This window comes from Shimia sp. R9_3 (assembly GCF_017743755.1).
Classification (GTDB): Bacteria; Pseudomonadota; Alphaproteobacteria; order Rhodobacterales; family Rhodobacteraceae; genus Shimia.
The window spans coordinates 1-15528 of the sequence record NZ_JAGHRP010000007.1; the positions used below are offsets into that span (position 1 = coordinate 1).

15 protein-coding genes are annotated in these 15528 nt (G+C 52.5%); 10 read left to right on the forward strand and 5 right to left on the reverse strand.

Features of this window, described 5'->3' with window-relative positions; genetic code table 11:
* On the reverse strand, positions 1-1411 hold a 1411-nt coding region (locus J7412_RS16610; RefSeq protein WP_209079644.1), incomplete at its 3' end, for a family 16 glycosylhydrolase.
* A 557-nt stretch (positions 1412-1968) separates the two neighbouring features.
* Here J7412_RS16610 and J7412_RS16615 point away from each other — a divergent pair.
* The 10 genes from J7412_RS16615 to J7412_RS16660 all read left to right on the forward strand — a co-directional run bounded on the left by J7412_RS16615 (position 1969) and on the right by J7412_RS16660 (position 12874).
* On the forward strand, positions 1969-4614 hold the full coding sequence (locus tag J7412_RS16615) for a molybdopterin-dependent oxidoreductase (RefSeq protein WP_209079645.1): 2646 nt from the start codon (positions 1969-1971) through the stop codon (positions 4612-4614).
* A 236-nt stretch (positions 4615-4850) separates the two neighbouring features.
* On the forward strand, positions 4851-5903 hold the full coding sequence (locus J7412_RS16620; RefSeq protein WP_209079646.1) for a TRAP transporter substrate-binding protein: 1053 nt from the start codon (positions 4851-4853) through the stop codon (positions 5901-5903).
* A gap of 57 nt (positions 5904-5960) precedes the next feature.
* The gene (locus J7412_RS16625; RefSeq protein WP_209079647.1) at positions 5961-6545 is read left to right on the forward strand and encodes a TRAP transporter small permease; all 585 of its coding nucleotides are present in this window, start codon (positions 5961-5963) and stop codon (positions 6543-6545) included.
* Positions 6542-7855: a TRAP transporter large permease gene (locus J7412_RS16630; RefSeq protein ID WP_209079648.1), complete on the forward strand. Its 1314-nt coding sequence runs from the start codon at positions 6542-6544 to the stop codon at positions 7853-7855. The genes J7412_RS16625 and J7412_RS16630 overlap by 4 nt, the downstream gene beginning before the upstream one ends.
* Positions 7856-7936: 81 nt before the next feature.
* Positions 7937-9106 (forward strand): 4-hydroxybenzoate 3-monooxygenase, encoded by a 1170-nt coding sequence (gene pobA / locus J7412_RS16635; RefSeq protein ID WP_209079649.1) that lies wholly within the window; start codon positions 7937-7939, stop codon positions 9104-9106.
* A 44-nt stretch (positions 9107-9150) separates the two neighbouring features.
* Positions 9151-9558 (forward strand): 4-carboxymuconolactone decarboxylase, encoded by a 408-nt coding sequence (pcaC, locus tag J7412_RS16640; RefSeq protein ID WP_209079650.1) that lies wholly within the window; start codon positions 9151-9153, stop codon positions 9556-9558.
* A 14-nt stretch (positions 9559-9572) separates the two neighbouring features.
* Positions 9573-10301: a protocatechuate 3,4-dioxygenase subunit beta gene (pcaH, locus tag J7412_RS16645; protein WP_209079651.1), complete on the forward strand. Its 729-nt coding sequence runs from the start codon at positions 9573-9575 to the stop codon at positions 10299-10301.
* Entirely contained in the window at positions 10301-10915 is a 615-nt protein-coding gene (gene pcaG, locus J7412_RS16650) for a protocatechuate 3,4-dioxygenase subunit alpha (RefSeq protein WP_209079652.1), read from the forward strand. The genes pcaH and pcaG overlap by 1 nt, the downstream gene beginning before the upstream one ends.
* Before the next feature lie 34 nt (positions 10916-10949).
* Complete coding sequence (locus tag J7412_RS16655) at positions 10950-11786, forward strand: 3-keto-5-aminohexanoate cleavage protein (RefSeq protein WP_209079881.1); 837 nt, start codon at positions 10950-10952, stop codon at positions 11784-11786.
* Between the two features lie 29 nt (positions 11787-11815).
* A complete protein-coding gene (locus J7412_RS16660; RefSeq protein WP_209079653.1) occupies positions 11816-12874 on the forward strand; it encodes a 3-carboxy-cis,cis-muconate cycloisomerase in 1059 nt (352 codons plus the stop codon).
* Positions 12875-12902: 28 nt separating this feature from the next.
* Here J7412_RS16660 and J7412_RS16665 read toward each other — a convergent pair whose 3' ends face one another.
* From J7412_RS16665 to cbiM, 4 genes are read right to left on the reverse strand one after another with little or no spacing between them, the layout of a single operon-like run.
* Positions 12903-13559: an ABC transporter ATP-binding protein gene (locus J7412_RS16665; protein ID WP_209079654.1), complete on the reverse strand. Its 657-nt coding sequence runs from the start codon at positions 13557-13559 to the stop codon at positions 12903-12905.
* Positions 13556-14338 carry a cobalt ECF transporter T component CbiQ gene (gene cbiQ / locus J7412_RS16670; protein ID WP_209079655.1) on the reverse strand — a complete coding sequence of 261 codons (783 nt, stop codon included), beginning with the start codon at positions 14336-14338 and terminating at the stop codon, positions 13556-13558. The genes J7412_RS16665 and cbiQ overlap by 4 nt, the downstream gene beginning before the upstream one ends.
* Positions 14338-14919, reverse strand: coding sequence for a cobalt ABC transporter permease (locus J7412_RS16675; protein WP_209079656.1), 582 nt, complete (start codon positions 14917-14919; stop codon positions 14338-14340). Before J7412_RS16675 ends, cbiQ begins: the two co-directional genes overlap by 1 nt.
* Positions 14916-15527, reverse strand: coding sequence for a cobalt transporter CbiM (gene cbiM / locus J7412_RS16680; protein WP_209079657.1), 612 nt, complete (start codon positions 15525-15527; stop codon positions 14916-14918). The genes J7412_RS16675 and cbiM overlap by 4 nt, the downstream gene beginning before the upstream one ends.
* Between the last annotated feature and the right edge of the window lies 1 nt (position 15528).

Below are 15528 nucleotides of genomic sequence, written 5' to 3' on the forward strand. Positions count from 1 at the left end.
CGGGCACAAAACCACTGACCCCATCCGGATTGATTTCCATCAGCGTGTCGCTGCCGGTCGTGGTGAAGCGCACAAAATCCGTGATGTCATCGGTCGCAGAGTTGTAGCCAACCAGTGCATCACTCACATCGATAAAGTTCCACCAGGCGTAGTCGGTGACCGTATCGACCGCGCCATCCACCACAGAGAACTTATAGGTGTCGTTGCCCTTGCCGCCGGTCAGCGTGTCCGCACCGGCGCCGCCGTCCAAAGTGTCGTTCTGCTTCTCCCCGAACAGGCTGTCGTTGCCGGAGCCGCCATAGAGAATATCCGCGCTACTGCCACCGTAGAGGGCATCATCACCAATATTGCCGTAAAGCGTGTCCAGACCATCACCGCCATAAAGCGTGTCATTACCCGCCAACCCGTCGATCGCATCAGCGCCGCCAGTCAAATACGGCAGGCCGTCGTCATCAGCATTTGTCAGTTGCGTCGCATTGGGATCAATGGGGTCCAAGCCTACTTGTACGACGGCCCATGCGGTATTGGATGTCTCACCATTAGCATCAACAACTGAGTACTCAAAACGATCAACACCCACGAAATCTTCGCTACTAGGAGTGTAGGTAAAGACTCCAGAAATAGGATCCTGGTTCAAACTTCCATAAACCGGAGCTTGGGTAATGGTGATATTTAAATCGTCTAGGGAGAGACCATCTGGATCATAGTCGTTGGCCAGTAAGTCGAGCTCCATGGGGCTGCTTGTTTCGCTGAAGAACCAATCGTTTTTTGCGATCGCAGCAGAACGCGCAGTGAAGCTGACACTTTCGTAAGATGCCGTGGTGGACGGAGCAAAGTTCGGGTCCCCCATCCAGCTAGGTGTACCGTGCCAAATGCTCATGAATATTTGAGCGTCAGCAGTCGGTACATCCAGATCCATAGGGTCGACAACTGAATGTAAAAGAACGCCATCCGCGTACCATGAAATTGAGTCCGGCCCCCATTCAATTTCATAAGTGTGGAAACCAGCGGAGGAGTCAAAGCCGAGATCGACCACTGTTCCAACGCTTTCACCCTCAAAGTGATAGGTCAGCCAGGCTTTTGTAGGATCTTCGCTTAGAAACTCAAAATCTATCTCTGTTTCCGGAGAATAAAGAAAAAATGTCGAATTTGCACCGCTGCCAGATGCGGTCTGCATTTCGACGGTATAACGCCCAAAACTATACTCGTTGATCGTGCGAACTTCCCCACCGCTATATGATTTTCCGTCAGACGGTTGATCATCAAGTGTCAGGGTCAGCTGCCCTGCAGAAACAGCAACATTGCCCGGAGACCAAGCAGTGTCGATCCATCCTCCTAGCAGTGCATAATCTGAAATCAGCCAGACGTTCGAATCTAACTGGCTGTTAAAGTCATCAGAAAAATTAGACATGCATCCAAACCCATAAAATCCCACAAAAATACGACTTATTAAGGAACAAGAAATGTCGCTTAAATTGCTAATATAATTAAATAGTCTTGAACCTTGTTAACGCATTTATAACAAATGTCGAGAACCTAGCAAATCAACTCTACGTAAAGATAGTGAGAGTTGTTTCCGGAGCTGCAACAGTGAGCCGTCGAAGTTCGCATTGTGAGGACAGAGCGCGCATTTTGGGCGGATTTTGAGTCCGCCCTCGTCAATAAAGAAGAATCAACGAACCGTTCAAAATTCAACGCGATTATTTCTTCAATTCTACAGCATGCTCGAAACCAATGTGTTGAATGATCTATTTGAATAACCCGTGAATGGCGCTTCTTCGAAGAACAAAGCAAAGTACTTTACTGCGTTGTAATTTATGGGTGGTGCATCTTCTTTGTTTTCGGCTCTATATGAAAACCTATAAGGCTCCGAGCCTCCCGGTAGGAACCGCCTAAACGCTGTGTTAGTCTGCCGGCATTCAAAACGTGCGACCCAATTCTGTTATTCGGCAATAATTGGAGGCAAAAATGCATATTTCGCGCCGGAACTTTCTGAAGTCGACGTCATCCATTGCCCTCTCTTCCCTCGCTCCATTGAGTGCCTATGCTCAGGCGGATCGCGATGTGCAATTCATTCCGCACGCCGGCCAAGCCGGTGTCTTCTGGGGAATGGTTGAGAATGGGGAATTGGTAAAAGCTATACCGCGTACTGAATTTGATCCGCGCCCAACCAAAATGATATCCGAGGGAATTGTCAGTCGAACCTACAGTAAGACACGTGTTCTTTATCCGCATGTCCGTAAGTCTTATTTGGAAGCGGTTCAAAATGGCGTGGAAGATGTAAAACCAGAACGTCGCGCTCGAGAAGAGTTTGTGCGTGTCGATTGGGATACCGCCCTTGGCCTTACGGCTAAAGCCATATTGGACACCATTGAACAGCATGGGAATGAGGCGATTTTCTCAACTTCCTATGGTGGCTGGGCGCATGGAGGGGTGCTAACGCCCAATGTTCTGCAGGGCCGCTTCTTTAACCTAATTGGTGGGGCGTCTGTCACCGTCGGCGATTTTTCCGGTGGCGCCGGTCAAATCATCATGCCGCATGTTCTTGGAGACATGGAGGTTTATTCACGTCAGACCGCTTGGTGGCAAATACTCAAACACTGTGAAACCTTTGTCTTGATCGGTACCGACCCACACAAGAATGGCCGGGCTGAAGGCGGCACAACCGACCATTCAATGTTCCCAAGATGGGAAGTCATTAAAGAAGCTGGCGTTCGGTTTATTTCAATCAACCCTCAACGCACGACGACTGATGAATGGCTCAGAGCGCAGTGGTTGAAAATCATTCCAAACACAGACTCTGCGCTCTTTCTCGCGATGTCGACCCACGTCTATGAGAAAGGCACGTATGATAAAGACTTCCTTGAAACATATACCGTGGGTTGGGAGCGCTTTGTCGACTATCTGCAAGGCAAAGATGACGGCATTCACAAAACGCCTGAGTGGGCGGCCGCCATTACGGGAATTCCAGCCAATCGTATCCGCGCGCTGGCCAATCGCTGCGCCCGCACGCGCACGCAGTTTGCTGGCTCTTGGGCAATCCAAAGAGCACATCATGGCGAAATGCCCTACTGGGCGATAACAGCCTTTGCCGCGATGACGGGGCAGATCGGATTGCCGGGCGGCGGGGTTGGCTTCTCGTGGCACTGGGGGCAAGGTGGCGCGCTTTTTGCTCAGGCACGCGCACCAGGTGGCCTCCCTCAAGGGCGCAATCGCGTCGTGGGGATCTGCCCGGCCTCTCGCCTGAATGAGATGCTTCTCAATCCTGGGAAGGAATTCACACGCAACGGCGGTACTTTCACATTCCCAGATGTCCATATGATCTATAATGCCGGAAACAACTTCGGCTCACATCAACAAGACACCAACGAGCTCTTGAAAGCGATGGAGAAGGTCAAAACGGTTGTTTGCCAAGACCCTTGGTGGACAGCCGCAGCACAGTTTTCTGATATTGTTTTGCCTGCAACATCAACTGTAGAGCGCGATGAGATCAGTTCGGGTGGCACATACTCCAAGGATAAAGTGTATGCGATGCGAAAACTCATCGAACCCCTTGGTGAGAGTTTAGACGATTTTGAGATCTTTCGGCGGCTAGCTGCAATGTTCAATGTGGAAGAGCAATTCACGAACAATCAAGACCGGATGGAGATTATCGAAACGTCTTACGACAAATCGACAGCTTCCGAGTATGTGGACTTTGAGGAGTTCTGGGAAACCGGTGTGGCGCGCGTCCCTCAGCCTCCTGAAGAATTTGACTGGGTGCGGCACGGCGCCTTCCGAACAGATCCCGCTGCAAATCCTCTTGCGACGCCTTCAGGGAAAATTGAGCTCTTCAGCCAGACGATCGCAGATATGAACTTAGACGACTGCCCGCCAATGCCAACATGGCTTGAGCCAGCAGAGTATCTTGGGAACGCGGAGCCGGACCAATTGCACATTGTTAGCCCGCATCCTTACAATCGCATTCATTCTCAGTTCGCACAGTCTGATCTTCGTCATGAGCTTAATATTGAAGACCGCGAATTCCTATTGATCAACTCTGACGATGCTTTGGATCGCGATATCCAAGATGGCGACCTTGTCGAGCTCTACAATGACCGCGGCGCAGTGATTGTTGGCGCACGCGTGACAGACAATATTATGCCCGGTGTTGTGTCTCTATATGAAGGGGCGTGGTTCTCGTTTGACAGTAAAGGACGCTGCAACTCAGGGGCTATCAATATGCTTACATCGAGCCGACGCTCCTCGGGCCTCAGTCAAGCGACCACTGCCAATAGCTGTCTGGCGCGATTGCGAAAGGCCACAGATGTTGAAGGACCCAATATGGCTTACAACGGGCCAGCCACGATTTCGGAAGTGGTTTCACTGGATGTGGCAAGATTTGGGTTGGAGAGGGCCGACGGTCTCCAGGAAGAATTCACCTCAAACATGGATCCGGGTGAGAAGCTCTTCTATGAATACTGTACGCTTTGTCACGTACCTCAGGATCCCGCGGCACATACAAAGGCGCAATGGCGCAGCATCACCGCAAGCATGTTCCCCAATGCCGGGGTAGACGAAGAGCAACAAGCGTTGATTTTGGAGTTCCTGGACAAATACGCAAAGCCGGATTGATATCATCTCAGTGGATCTCGTGGGCTTACTCTGATCCGGCGGATGTGGACTGTCGCTGCGCTAGCAATAATCAAACTAAGAAACACCGGTGGCGCTGCGAATTGGCGCCAAATTGCTACCGCAAACAGTGAAATTGCAGGCGGTGGCAGCAGGTGCGGGTACGATGATAGATAAAAAACATTGCATCGCGCGCGCAGCTTTCCCAACATCGCATCAGGTCATAATGGGAGGATAACATGACCAAAATGCGAAGAACTTTCGTGAAAGCGGCTGGCGCGGCGGCCTGTGCGGCGATCACAATGGGACTTTCAGCACTGCCTGCGTTTGCCGGTGACGTCACATTGCGGATGCATCAATTCCTGCCTGCGCAGGCAAATGTGCCAAAGAACATTCTGGATGTCTGGGCGGATAAAATCGAGGCAGAGTCAGAGGGCCGGATCGAGATTCAGCGCTTCCCGTCGATGCAGCTTGGAGGTACCCCACCACAGCTTATTGATCAGGCGATTGACGGCGTGGCAGATATTGTCTGGACCGTTGCTGGGTATACGCCTGGACGTTTTCCACGCGCCGAAGTGTTCGAACTTCCTTTCACGATGACCAGTGCAGAAGCGGTTTCACGGGCCTATTGGCAGCTTGCCGAAGAAACCATGATGGACGCAGACTTTAAGCAGCTCAAAGTGCTTGGTTTGTGGGTGCATGGGCCAGGTTTGATCCATTCCAAAAAACCGATCGAAAGCGTGTCGGATCTCAATGGCATCAAACTGCGCGCGCCAACGCGCGTCACCACACAGCTCTTTGGCTCTATGGGAGCAACATCTGTTGGAATGCCCGTGCCCGCTGTACCTGAAGCGCTTTCAAAAGGTGTGATTGATGCGACGGTAATCCCTTGGGAGGTTACAGGGGCTCTCAAAGTCAACGAGCTGGTGGGCAATCATACGACTTTTGGAGATGAAACCCTTTATACAACCACCTTTATTTTCGCGATGAATAAAGATCGCTGGAATGCACTGCCCGATGATCTGAAAGCTGTGATTGACGCAAATTCCGGGCTCGAGTTTTCGGGTTTTGCTGGCAAACAGATGCAATCTGATGATGCCGGCCCCGCCAAGGCAGCCAAGGATCGCGGCAACAATATCATCACACTCTCTGAGGCAGCAGTGGATGAATGGAAAGCTGCTGCCCAGCCCACCACGGAGGCATGGATCGCGGAAATGGATGGCAAGGGTTTGGATGGTACTGGATTGCGCACACGGGCGCTCGAATTGATCGCCGAAAATTCCGAGAACTAAGCGCGAAGGCACATGCCCCCGTCTGTAACAGCGGGGGCGTGAATTGAGGAGACGGGCATGTACAAATGGGTGGAACGCCTCGCGCGGCTGATGGCCGTGGCAGGCGGAGTGGTGCTCACGCTACTGGTTGGGCTTACTTGCCTGAGCGTTTTGGGCCGCGGACTGAATACCCTAGGCCATTCCGATCTTCTTAGAGGCTTGTTGGAAAAGGTAGCAGCTGGGTTGATCAGCAGCGGCGTCGGGCCGATCAATGGTGACTTTGAGTTGGTCGAGGCGGGAGTGGCTTTCGCTATCTTTTCTTTTTTGCCCATCTGCCAGCTCTACAAAGCACATGCGACGGTAGATATCTTCACCAATGCTCTACCGCGCCGCGCCAATCGAATTCTCACAGCATTCTGGGAACTGGTACTGTCCGCCGTTATTTTGCTGATCACCTGGCGCCTATTTGTCGGGATGCAGAACAAGCTAAGCTATGGCGAAACCACCTTTATCCTACAGTTTCCGATCTGGTGGGCCTACGGCTTGAGCTTCATCGCTGCGTGTGTCGCTTCAATCGTAAGCATCTATTGTGCGGCTATGCGCTTGGTGGAAATGTTAGTAGGGCGCGACCATCTGCTCGGTTCCGAGGAGAGCGGTCAATGAGCATGCTAGAGATGGGCTATCTGTCCTTTCCTGTCCTCCTTTTGATGATTTTTCTGCGTGCGCCGATTGGCTTGGCGATGTTCCTGTGCGGTATAGGCGGCCTCTACTTTGCCATGGGCGGCACCAATATGTTCATGTCGCGCCTTAAAACAGAGACCTATTCCACCTTTTCCAGTTACTCACTGACAATTATCCCGATGTTTCTGCTCATGGGGCAGTTTGCGACGCTGTCCGGCATGTCCTCAGCGCTTTTCAAAGCTGCTGAAAGCTGGCTCGGCCATCGCAAAGGTGGGGTCGCTATGGCCGCGGTAGGTGCATGCGCTGGCTTTGGTGCGATATGTGGCTCTTCATTGGCCACAGCTGCCACGATGAGCCGCGTCGCCCTGACAGAGTTGCGTCGATATGGCTATTCAGGCGGGTTCTCAACGGCGACTTTGGCTGCTGGAGGCACGCTCGGCATCCTGATACCGCCCTCTGTGATCCTAGTGATTTACGCCATACTGACCGAGCAAAATATCGCCAAGCTCTTCTTGGCGGCTTTTATCCCAGGCCTTTTGGCTGCGCTGGGATATATTGCGACCATATCAATCTACGTTCGAGTCAACCCTGATGCCGCTGGTACACGACCTGCTATTCCATATGCAGATCGCATGAAAGCATTGTTGGACGTTTGGCCCGTCCTGCTGATCTTCGCGCTAGTCGTCGGCGGAATTTATCTTGGTTGGTTCACTCCAACAGAAGGTGCAGCGGTAGGTGCGGCGGGAACCGGTATCATTGCCTTGTTGTCCGGCAGTCTCAGTTGGAAGATCTTTGTTGATAGCATCATCGCGACGGCCACCAGCACGGCAATGATCTTCTTCATCATTTTGGGGGCCGCGCTTTACAATGGGTTCCTAGCGCTCACCCAAGTGCCGCAAGAGCTTTCAAACTGGGTGGTGAGTTTGGGCCTTAGTCCCTGGATGGTTTTGAGCCTGATCCTCGTTTTTTATTTGGTATTTGGCTGCCTCATGGACAGCCTCTCGATGATCCTTTTGACAATTCCAATCTTCTTTCCTGTGATCAGCGCACTTGATTTCGGCATGAGCGCGGAACATGTCGCAATCTGGTTTGGGATCTTGGTTCTAATTGTGGTGGAAGTCGGATTGATCACCCCGCCTGTTGGAATGAACCTGTTTGTCATCAACGCGATGGATCGAAGCACGCCGATGATGGAAACCTACAGATCTGTGCTTTGGTTTGTCTCTTCAGACATACTGCGCGTTATCCTGCTGGTGCTTTTCCCGACAATCACGCTGTTTCTAATACCTTAGTCAAAGGCGACAGGGCGGAACGTCAATTTACTTTACCGCGATTGTTAATCAATATCTTGAGGAGGGGTAGGGAGGATAGCGATGCGCACGCAGGTGGCCATCATTGGAGGAGGACCGTCTGGGCTCTTGCTGGGGCAATTGCTTCATGGTGCTGGGATTGACACCGTGGTGCTTGAGCGACAGTCCAAAGCGCATGTCCTAAGCCGCATTCGCGCGGGTATTCTTGAAACTGGCACCGTCACACTGATGCATCAGGCGGGGGTTGGTCAGCGGCTTGAAAAAGAGTGCTTTCGTCATAATGGCACCGTAATCTGCCATGGTGAGATGCAATTTGGTGTCAACTTCTCTGAACGCGCGGGCAAACACGTTGTGGTTTATGGGCAAACAGAGCTCACGCGCGACCTCTACGAAGCCCGAGAGCTTGCAAGCGCGAAAACCCTCTTCAATATTGAAAATGTCACTATTCAAGGCGCAGATACCGACACACCCTCGGTCAGCTATGAACAGGACGGGCTTACACATACGATCAAATGTGACTTCATCGCCGGATGCGATGGTTTTCATGGGGTAAGCCGCAAAACAATCCCAGCTCAGCTGAGGCGGGAATATGAAAAGATTTACCCTTTTGGCTGGCTAGGTGTTCTTTCCGAAACGCCGCCGGTCCATGATGAACTCATATATGCAGGGTCTGACCGCGGCTTTGCGCTTTGTTCTATGCGCAATGCAAACCTGAGCCGCTATTACATTCAATGTTCCCTGACAGATCAGCCTGAAGACTGGAGCGATACAGCTTTTTGGGAAGAACTAAAGCGCCGGATACCGAACGAGTACGCAGATCGACTTGTGACGGGTGCATCCATTGAGAAATCTATCGCTCCTCTTCGTTCATTTGTTAGCGAACCGATGCGCTGGGGGCGATTGTTTTTGTGTGGAGATGCCGCACATATCGTACCACCCACAGGCGCAAAGGGGCTCAATTCCGCGATGGGCGATGTGCACTATCTTTTTAATGGATTTCGACAGCTCTATGAGGGGGGCGATAGCCGGGGCATCGACGAATATTCTGCTAAGGCCTTAGCACGTGTTTGGAAGGCTGAACGTTTCAGCTGGGCAACAACAAAGCTCTTGCACCGCTTTCCTGATGACAGCGAATTTGATCGAAAGATGCAGCAAGCTGATGTGGCGTTTCTGGCAGAAAATAGCGCGGCTCAGACCGTCTTTGCTCAGAACTATGTTGGGCTACCCTATTGAATTTGAGGTAAAATGCATGACGTTTTGGAGGAGGGAGGCCAGCTTTGGTGGACCGTTTTGAAGAAGGTATGAAAGTGCGGAGCAAAGTCTTGGGCGACGCCCATGTGGACCAAGCTGAGCAGGCCAAAACCGAATTCGACCATCCGTTTCAAACTCTCATTACTGAAGCCGCTTGGGGGCATGTTTGGGCATCCGGTCGCATATCAGACCGCGAACGGTCCATGCTTACATTGGCATTATTGGCTGCGCTGGGAAACTTCGAAGAAATCCCCATGCATATCAGGGCGACGGCCAACACAGGCGCATCGAAAGAAGATGTTTTGGAAGGCTTTCAACATGTGGCGATTTACGCAGGAGTGCCACGTGCAAATCATGCTTTGAAGCTTGCAAAACAGACTTATGCTGAAATGGAAGGCGATCCACCTGCACCTGTGCACAGTACGAACGAGTGAGCGAGGCCCAACCCATGACCAAACCAGGGAGTTTCTATCAGAGGGATATGCAACGCCACCCCCCGGCGCGTGCAGAGGCGTACAAAACCAGTGTCAGCCGTTCGCCGAACTATCCCCGGATTGCTCTGGAAAATGCGATTGGCGAAATGACCGGGCCCGTCTTTGGACATCATGATACCGGTCCGCTGGACAACGATCTGCTCCAAAATTTCGCTCAATATGGTGAAGTCCCACTTGGTGAAAGAATAATCCTGCATGGCCGAGTGCTCGATGAAAACGCCCGACCTGTATCAAATACTTTGGTTGAAATCTGGCAGGCAAATGCTGGTGGCCGTTATCGACACAAAAACGACAGCTTTCTTGCGCCACTTGACCCTAACTTTGGTGGATGCGGTCGAGCCCTCACCGATGAGAATGGGTACTATGCCTTTCGCACTGTAAAACCCGGTGCTTATCCTTGGCGCAATTGGGTTAACAGTTGGCGCCCGTCCCATATTCATCTGTCGGTATTTGGCACAGGCTTTGCGCAACGTCTGGTTACACAGTGCTATTTTGAGGGTGATCCCCTGATCGCCAAATGCCCAATCGTAAATGCCGTTCCTGATCCGGAAGCGATTGAGCAACTGATTGCACCGCTCGACCTCAATGCGGCCATTCCGTTTGATTGCTTGGCCTATAAATTCGACGTGGTGCTACGAGGACAGCGCTCTACGTTGTTTGAAAATCGACTGGAGGGTAACTGATGGCGCAAAAACTACCCTACTTACAGGAAACGCCTTCTCAAACTGCTGGGCCCTATGTCCATATTGGTCTCGCGCCTCGCGCCACCGGCATTGAAATCTACAATAAAGATCTTGGGTCTGACATCGCTGGACCAAATGCCGAAGGGGAACGGATTAGAATAGAAGGCCACATCAAAGACGGCACTGGCGCGACTGTGAAAGACGCGCTTATCGAGGTCTGGCAAGCCAATTCAAAGGGCCACTACGCGGGGTCTGGCAACGCCATAGAAGAAGATTTTCGGGGATGGGGCAGGGCGGTCACCGATTTTGAAACTGGCCTGTGGCGTTTTGAGACCATCAAGCCCGGCCAGACGCGGGCCCCAAATGGCAGAGTTCAGGCTCCGCACATCAATCTCTGGATCGTCGCTCGCGGCATCAATCTGGGTCTGAATACTCGTCTGTATTTTGATGATGAAGAACAGGCCAATGCGGCTGATCCTACCCTCAATCTGATCGAACAGGAAGAACGCCGTGACACCCTGCTTGCGACACGCATTATTCAAGGCGATGCGGTGGTTTATAATTTTGACATAACGCTTCAAGGTGAGGGCGAAACAGTATTTTTTGACATTTAGGTACCGGGTGAGAGGAAAGAGTGAGGGAAACACGATGGGCAAACCTTGCATCATTTGCTGCGCGATAACGGGATCCGTGGCGCGTAAGGAGAACAATCCTGCAGTGCCGATCTCCATTGCAGAGCAAGTCGAGAGCACACAGGCAGCTTTTGACGCGGGAGCGAGTATCGTTCATGTACATGTGCGAAATGACGATCAATCACCCACTTCCGATCCGGATAAATTCGCGCGTTTTCAAGAAGAGGTAAAAAGGCACTGCCCGGGGCTCATCATTCAGTTCTCGACCGGTGGGCGCTCTGGAGCCGAAAAGGAACGCGGCGGTATGCTGCCCTTGTCTCCGGATATGGCCTCGCTCTCTGTCGGTTCTGTAAATTTCCCCACAAGGATTTACCCTAACGCGCCCGAACTGGTCGCCTGGCTTGCCGAAGAAATGAGACGCTACGGTGTAACACCGGAAATCGAAGCTTTTGACCTGAGCCACATACTGCACGCGATCCGAATGAACGCTGAAGGCATGTTGCCCGGCAAGCTCTACGTACAGTTTGTGATGGGTGTAAAAAATGCCATGCCAGTCGATAAAGATGTGTGCGATTTCTACGTCAAAACAATGCAAACCAGCGCCCCAAAGGCGGAATGGTGCGCGGCTGGCATCGGGGTCAACCAGCTCGTGGTGAATGAATGGGCGATTGCCGCAGGCGGTCATACGCGCACCGGCCTTGAAGACAACGTGCGCCTTGATCGCAACACGCTCGCGCCATCAAATGCAGCGCTGGTCACCCGCGCAGCAGAACTTTGTGAAAGGTATCATCGGCCCGTCGCCACATGGCAACAAGCGCGCGAGATGCTGCAACTCACACCTGTGTCTGCGTAACAAGCTTGGGTCACTGGGAGACCTCAAACATGATTTTTCAGGATAAAGTTCACTGGCTGCATGGACTTTTTGAAGACCACGAAACAGCCACTCTGCTTTCCGGCCAGACCAGTTTGGATCACATGCTTGCAGTAGAACGGGCTTACTCGACTGCTCTGGGCGCTAACACCGTGGTTCCTGACAGCGCGGTTCAAGAGGCGTGCGACGCTATAGATTCTTTTGTCCCTGATTGGTCGGTGCTTAAAGCAGGCACCGCGACTGACGGTGTTGTTGTGCCTACGCTTGTTAAAGAATTGCGGTCTCAATTCCCTCAAAGGAGTCACGCTGCGCTGCATACCGGCATGACCTCCCAAGACGTGGTAGATACCGCATGGATGATGACACTGAGCCGCCTTGGCGACCTCTTTGGGCACCGTCTGAACGAAATTTTGTCACAACTCGATATTCTGATTTCAAGATTTGGAAATGCTCCTCTGATGGGGCGTACACGCATGCAGGCAGCTTTGCCCATTTCCACGGAGCACCGGTTGAGGCAATGGAGGGCTGGATTAGCGGATGGCCTAAACCGTTTGCAAGCGCTGAAGTCCCGTGGGTTTGCTCTGCAATTGGGGGGACCGGTCGGGGATCAAAGTAGCTTGGGGGATAAAGTCGATGAGATTGCCCTTCATATGGCCAAGTCACTCGACCTAATCGTGCCAGAGCAGCCTTGGCATACCAATCGGAACAACATTGTAGATTTTGCCAATCTGTTGTCCTGCATCTCTGCGGCACTCGGAAAAATTGGCAAGGACATCGCATTGATGGCGCAGCAAGGCATTGAAGAAATTAAGATTTCGGGTGGCGGCAGCTCCTCGGCAATGCCGCACAAACATAATCCGATACAAGCTGAGCTGCTCGTAGCCACTGCACAGTTTAATGCCACGCAGATGTCGGGCATCCACTTGGCGGCATTGCATGAACAGGAGCGTTCTGGTGTTTCTTGGACATTGGAATGGATGCTCTTGCCCAACATGGCTTTGGCCACAGGGAGCGCGCTCAACACAACGTCTGCGCTTTTTAAAAAGGTTGAGCGAATAGGGGCGGCCTAACAGTATCCCGGTAACACGCGATAGCAGGTTAAGTGCGTAAGTCCACGAGTTGTCCTTCACGCAGCTCCAACGTATCTGGAGCCAAGGCCTCGCGAAATGAGGGCGTATGGCTGACCAACAAAATGGCTTGCGGCAGCCTCTGAAGGATTTCCAGAAGCCGCGCCTCGTTCTTTATGTCCAGCGCGTTTGTCGGCTCATCAAGAAGAAGCGCCTCAGGCTCCATTGCAAGTACCGTCGCCAAGGTTACCAGACGTTTCTCGCCTCCTGACAGTTTGTGTGTGATGCGATCACGCAGATGCATCAGATCAAGGTCGGTGAGGACACGATCTACGATAGCGATTGCTTCGGATTTGCTGCGCCCCAAATTGAGCGGCCCGAAGGCAATATCCTCAGCGACCGTCGGGCAAAACAGCTGGTCGTCAGGGTCTTGAAACACCAAGCCAATGCGTTGGCGCACCTCATGGAAATCGGCCTCGACACTGCGCTCCTTACCGAAAATCGTGACGGTACCTGCGTCTGGCTTCTGAAGGCCAAGCGCAATGCGAAACAATGTGGATTTACCAGCACCATTCGCCCCAGCAATGGACAATCGCTCTCCAGGTTCAAGATGCAGCGAGGCACCATTCAGCACCGGAGCGTGGCCAGGGTATGCGAAGTGAATGTCGTCGAACCTTAGGATCGTCATAGGTGGTCCAGAATGAGAAGGCCCGCACAAAGCGTGCATATCGAAACCGCAAAGAGGCGATCCCGCCGAGTCAGTGCGTAATCTTGTAGCAGGAAAAGCCGCCCTGAAAAGCCTCTGCACTTCATTGCCGAAAGGATACGCTCTGATCGTTCGATGGCCCGCACAAGCATCATTCCCACCAGATAGCCAAAGCTTCGATATGTGTGCCAGTTGGTTCCCGGGCGGAATCCGCGGATTTTCATGGCCCCTCGGAGCCGGAGATACTCCTCTCGCAGCACCTCAATATAGCGAATGGTGAACATCAAGAGATGAACCAAGACTTCAGGGCATCGCAAACGGTGGAGCGCATGCCCAAGGGTGACCGGCTCCATTGTCCCAACCAGAACCATGAGGGCAAGGATCACTGTGTTTGCTGTTAGTGCAATCTCTATTGCTTTCCAAAGCCCTTGCCAGCTCGCCGGAAAGCCAAAAACTGTGAACATCGCCTCGCCCGGCATTGAGAATGGCATCAGCACGAGCATGAATATGATGAAGCCGTCCATCATCGCCATGCGCTTCAAGGTTCGACGTTTGGGAAGGCCTGACAGAATGAGCAGGCATAGGGAGACCGAAAATGCAGCAGCCAAAGCTGACAGTGTTTGCAAAGCCACGGTCACCACAGCAAAAAGACACATCGCTAGAATACGCATCCTAGGATCAAGCTCTGTGAGCTTGCCATAGAGATTGGCACCGCCAGCCCCAGAGAGCGTTTTTGCTTGTGGTTCCAGTGCGTGGGCCATCAGCTTGCCAACTTTCTGCGTGCGGCAATATAAAAACCGAGACCAAACAAGCCAACAATATAGCCAATACCCCCCAGAATGCTCTGAAAGTCATTGTGCTCACGATATGCGGCAATCTCGCGACGCAATGGGCGCATCTCGTCTCTAACAGCTTGGGCAATCGCTGCGCGTTCTTCCTCAGAAAGCGAGGCAACGGTCACACCGCTGACATTTGAGCCTGACTGGTCGGCTGGCGCTGGATCCATTATTTCTGCCGCAACCCCCAAAATCTCCGCGACTTCCTCGGCAGGCATGGTGACCTCAGCAATGTGGCCTGCACCAAGATCGGCAAAAAATGTATGCGCGACCGGGCTGCTTGGTGTGAACACAAAAAAACCATCCGCATCAGTCACCGTGCGCCCCAATTCGGCGCCATCTGGACCAGTGACAACAACTTCTTGATCTTTTGCCATATCCCCGTTTGAGAAGCCCAATTCTCCTTCGATCGCATCACCCGACGGGAACACTCCGGCAATCACCTTATGGGCCAGGGCAGGCAGCGGTGAAAGAACCAGCACACACATTAAGATCAGCTTTTTCACGCAGCTCGCCCTTTCAAAAACAGCTCCGGTTTGACTTTGCGCGCGAGCAAGACCGCAAACCCCGTTAGAACAGCCTCAATGACCATCACGGGAATATGGGCAAAAAACACGAGTTTCGCCGCAGTAATGAACTCTTCGCCTGAAAGGGCCAATGAAACCGCGACAAGTGCGGTTGTGGCCGCAATTGCAAAGGCGCCGCCGATCCCGCCCCAGATCGCCCCTTGAACAGGCGAGCCTCGGCCGATTAGGCGGCCAAACAACATCCAGGCTAATACCGCAGGAAACGCGATATTGACGGCGTTGATCCCGAGCACGGTTAAACCGCCAAAGCCAAAGAATACCGCTTGCAAAAGCAACCCTACAAAGAGGGCGGGAAATGCGGCCCAGCCGAGCAAGAGCCCGGCTAGACCGTTCAAAATCAAATGCACAGATGACGGGCCAATCGGGACATGGATCAGAGATGCCACAAAAAAGCTTGCCGACAACACGCCAGCAGCCGGGATGCGGTCAAGGTCCAGTGATCTTAGTCCCATCGCAATGCCGCCGACCGCTGCGAGTGCGCCGCCGATGACAACCGGATTGGACAAGGCTCCGTCAACAATGTGCATG

What these genes read in the sequence shown, in the direction of transcription:
- J7412_RS16615 (WP_209079645.1), top strand. Translation starts at nt 1,969, where the DNA reads ATGCATATTTCGCGCCGGAACTTTCTGAAGTCGACGTCATCCATTGCC.
- J7412_RS16620 (WP_209079646.1), top strand. Translation starts at nt 4,851, where the DNA reads ATGACCAAAATGCGAAGAACTTTCGTGAAAGCGGCTGGCGCGGCGGCC.
- J7412_RS16625 (WP_209079647.1), top strand. Translation starts at nt 5,961, where the DNA reads ATGTACAAATGGGTGGAACGCCTCGCGCGGCTGATGGCCGTGGCAGGC.
- J7412_RS16630 (WP_209079648.1), top strand. Translation starts at nt 6,542, where the DNA reads ATGAGCATGCTAGAGATGGGCTATCTGTCCTTTCCTGTCCTCCTTTTG.
- pobA (WP_209079649.1), top strand. Translation starts at nt 7,937, where the DNA reads ATGCGCACGCAGGTGGCCATCATTGGAGGAGGACCGTCTGGGCTCTTG.
- pcaH (WP_209079651.1), top strand. Translation starts at nt 9,573, where the DNA reads ATGACCAAACCAGGGAGTTTCTATCAGAGGGATATGCAACGCCACCCC.
- pcaG (WP_209079652.1), top strand. Translation starts at nt 10,301, where the DNA reads ATGGCGCAAAAACTACCCTACTTACAGGAAACGCCTTCTCAAACTGCT.
- J7412_RS16655 (WP_209079881.1), top strand. Translation starts at nt 10,950, where the DNA reads ATGGGCAAACCTTGCATCATTTGCTGCGCGATAACGGGATCCGTGGCG.
- J7412_RS16660 (WP_209079653.1), top strand. Translation starts at nt 11,816, where the DNA reads ATGATTTTTCAGGATAAAGTTCACTGGCTGCATGGACTTTTTGAAGAC.
- J7412_RS16665 (WP_209079654.1), bottom strand. Translation starts at nt 13,559, where the DNA reads ATGACGATCCTAAGGTTCGACGACATTCACTTCGCATACCCTGGCCAC.
- cbiQ (WP_209079655.1), bottom strand. Translation starts at nt 14,338, where the DNA reads ATGGCCCACGCACTGGAACCACAAGCAAAAACGCTCTCTGGGGCTGGC.
- cbiM (WP_209079657.1), bottom strand. Translation starts at nt 15,527, where the DNA reads ATGCACATTGTTGACGGAGCCTTGTCCAATCCGGTTGTCATCGGCGGC.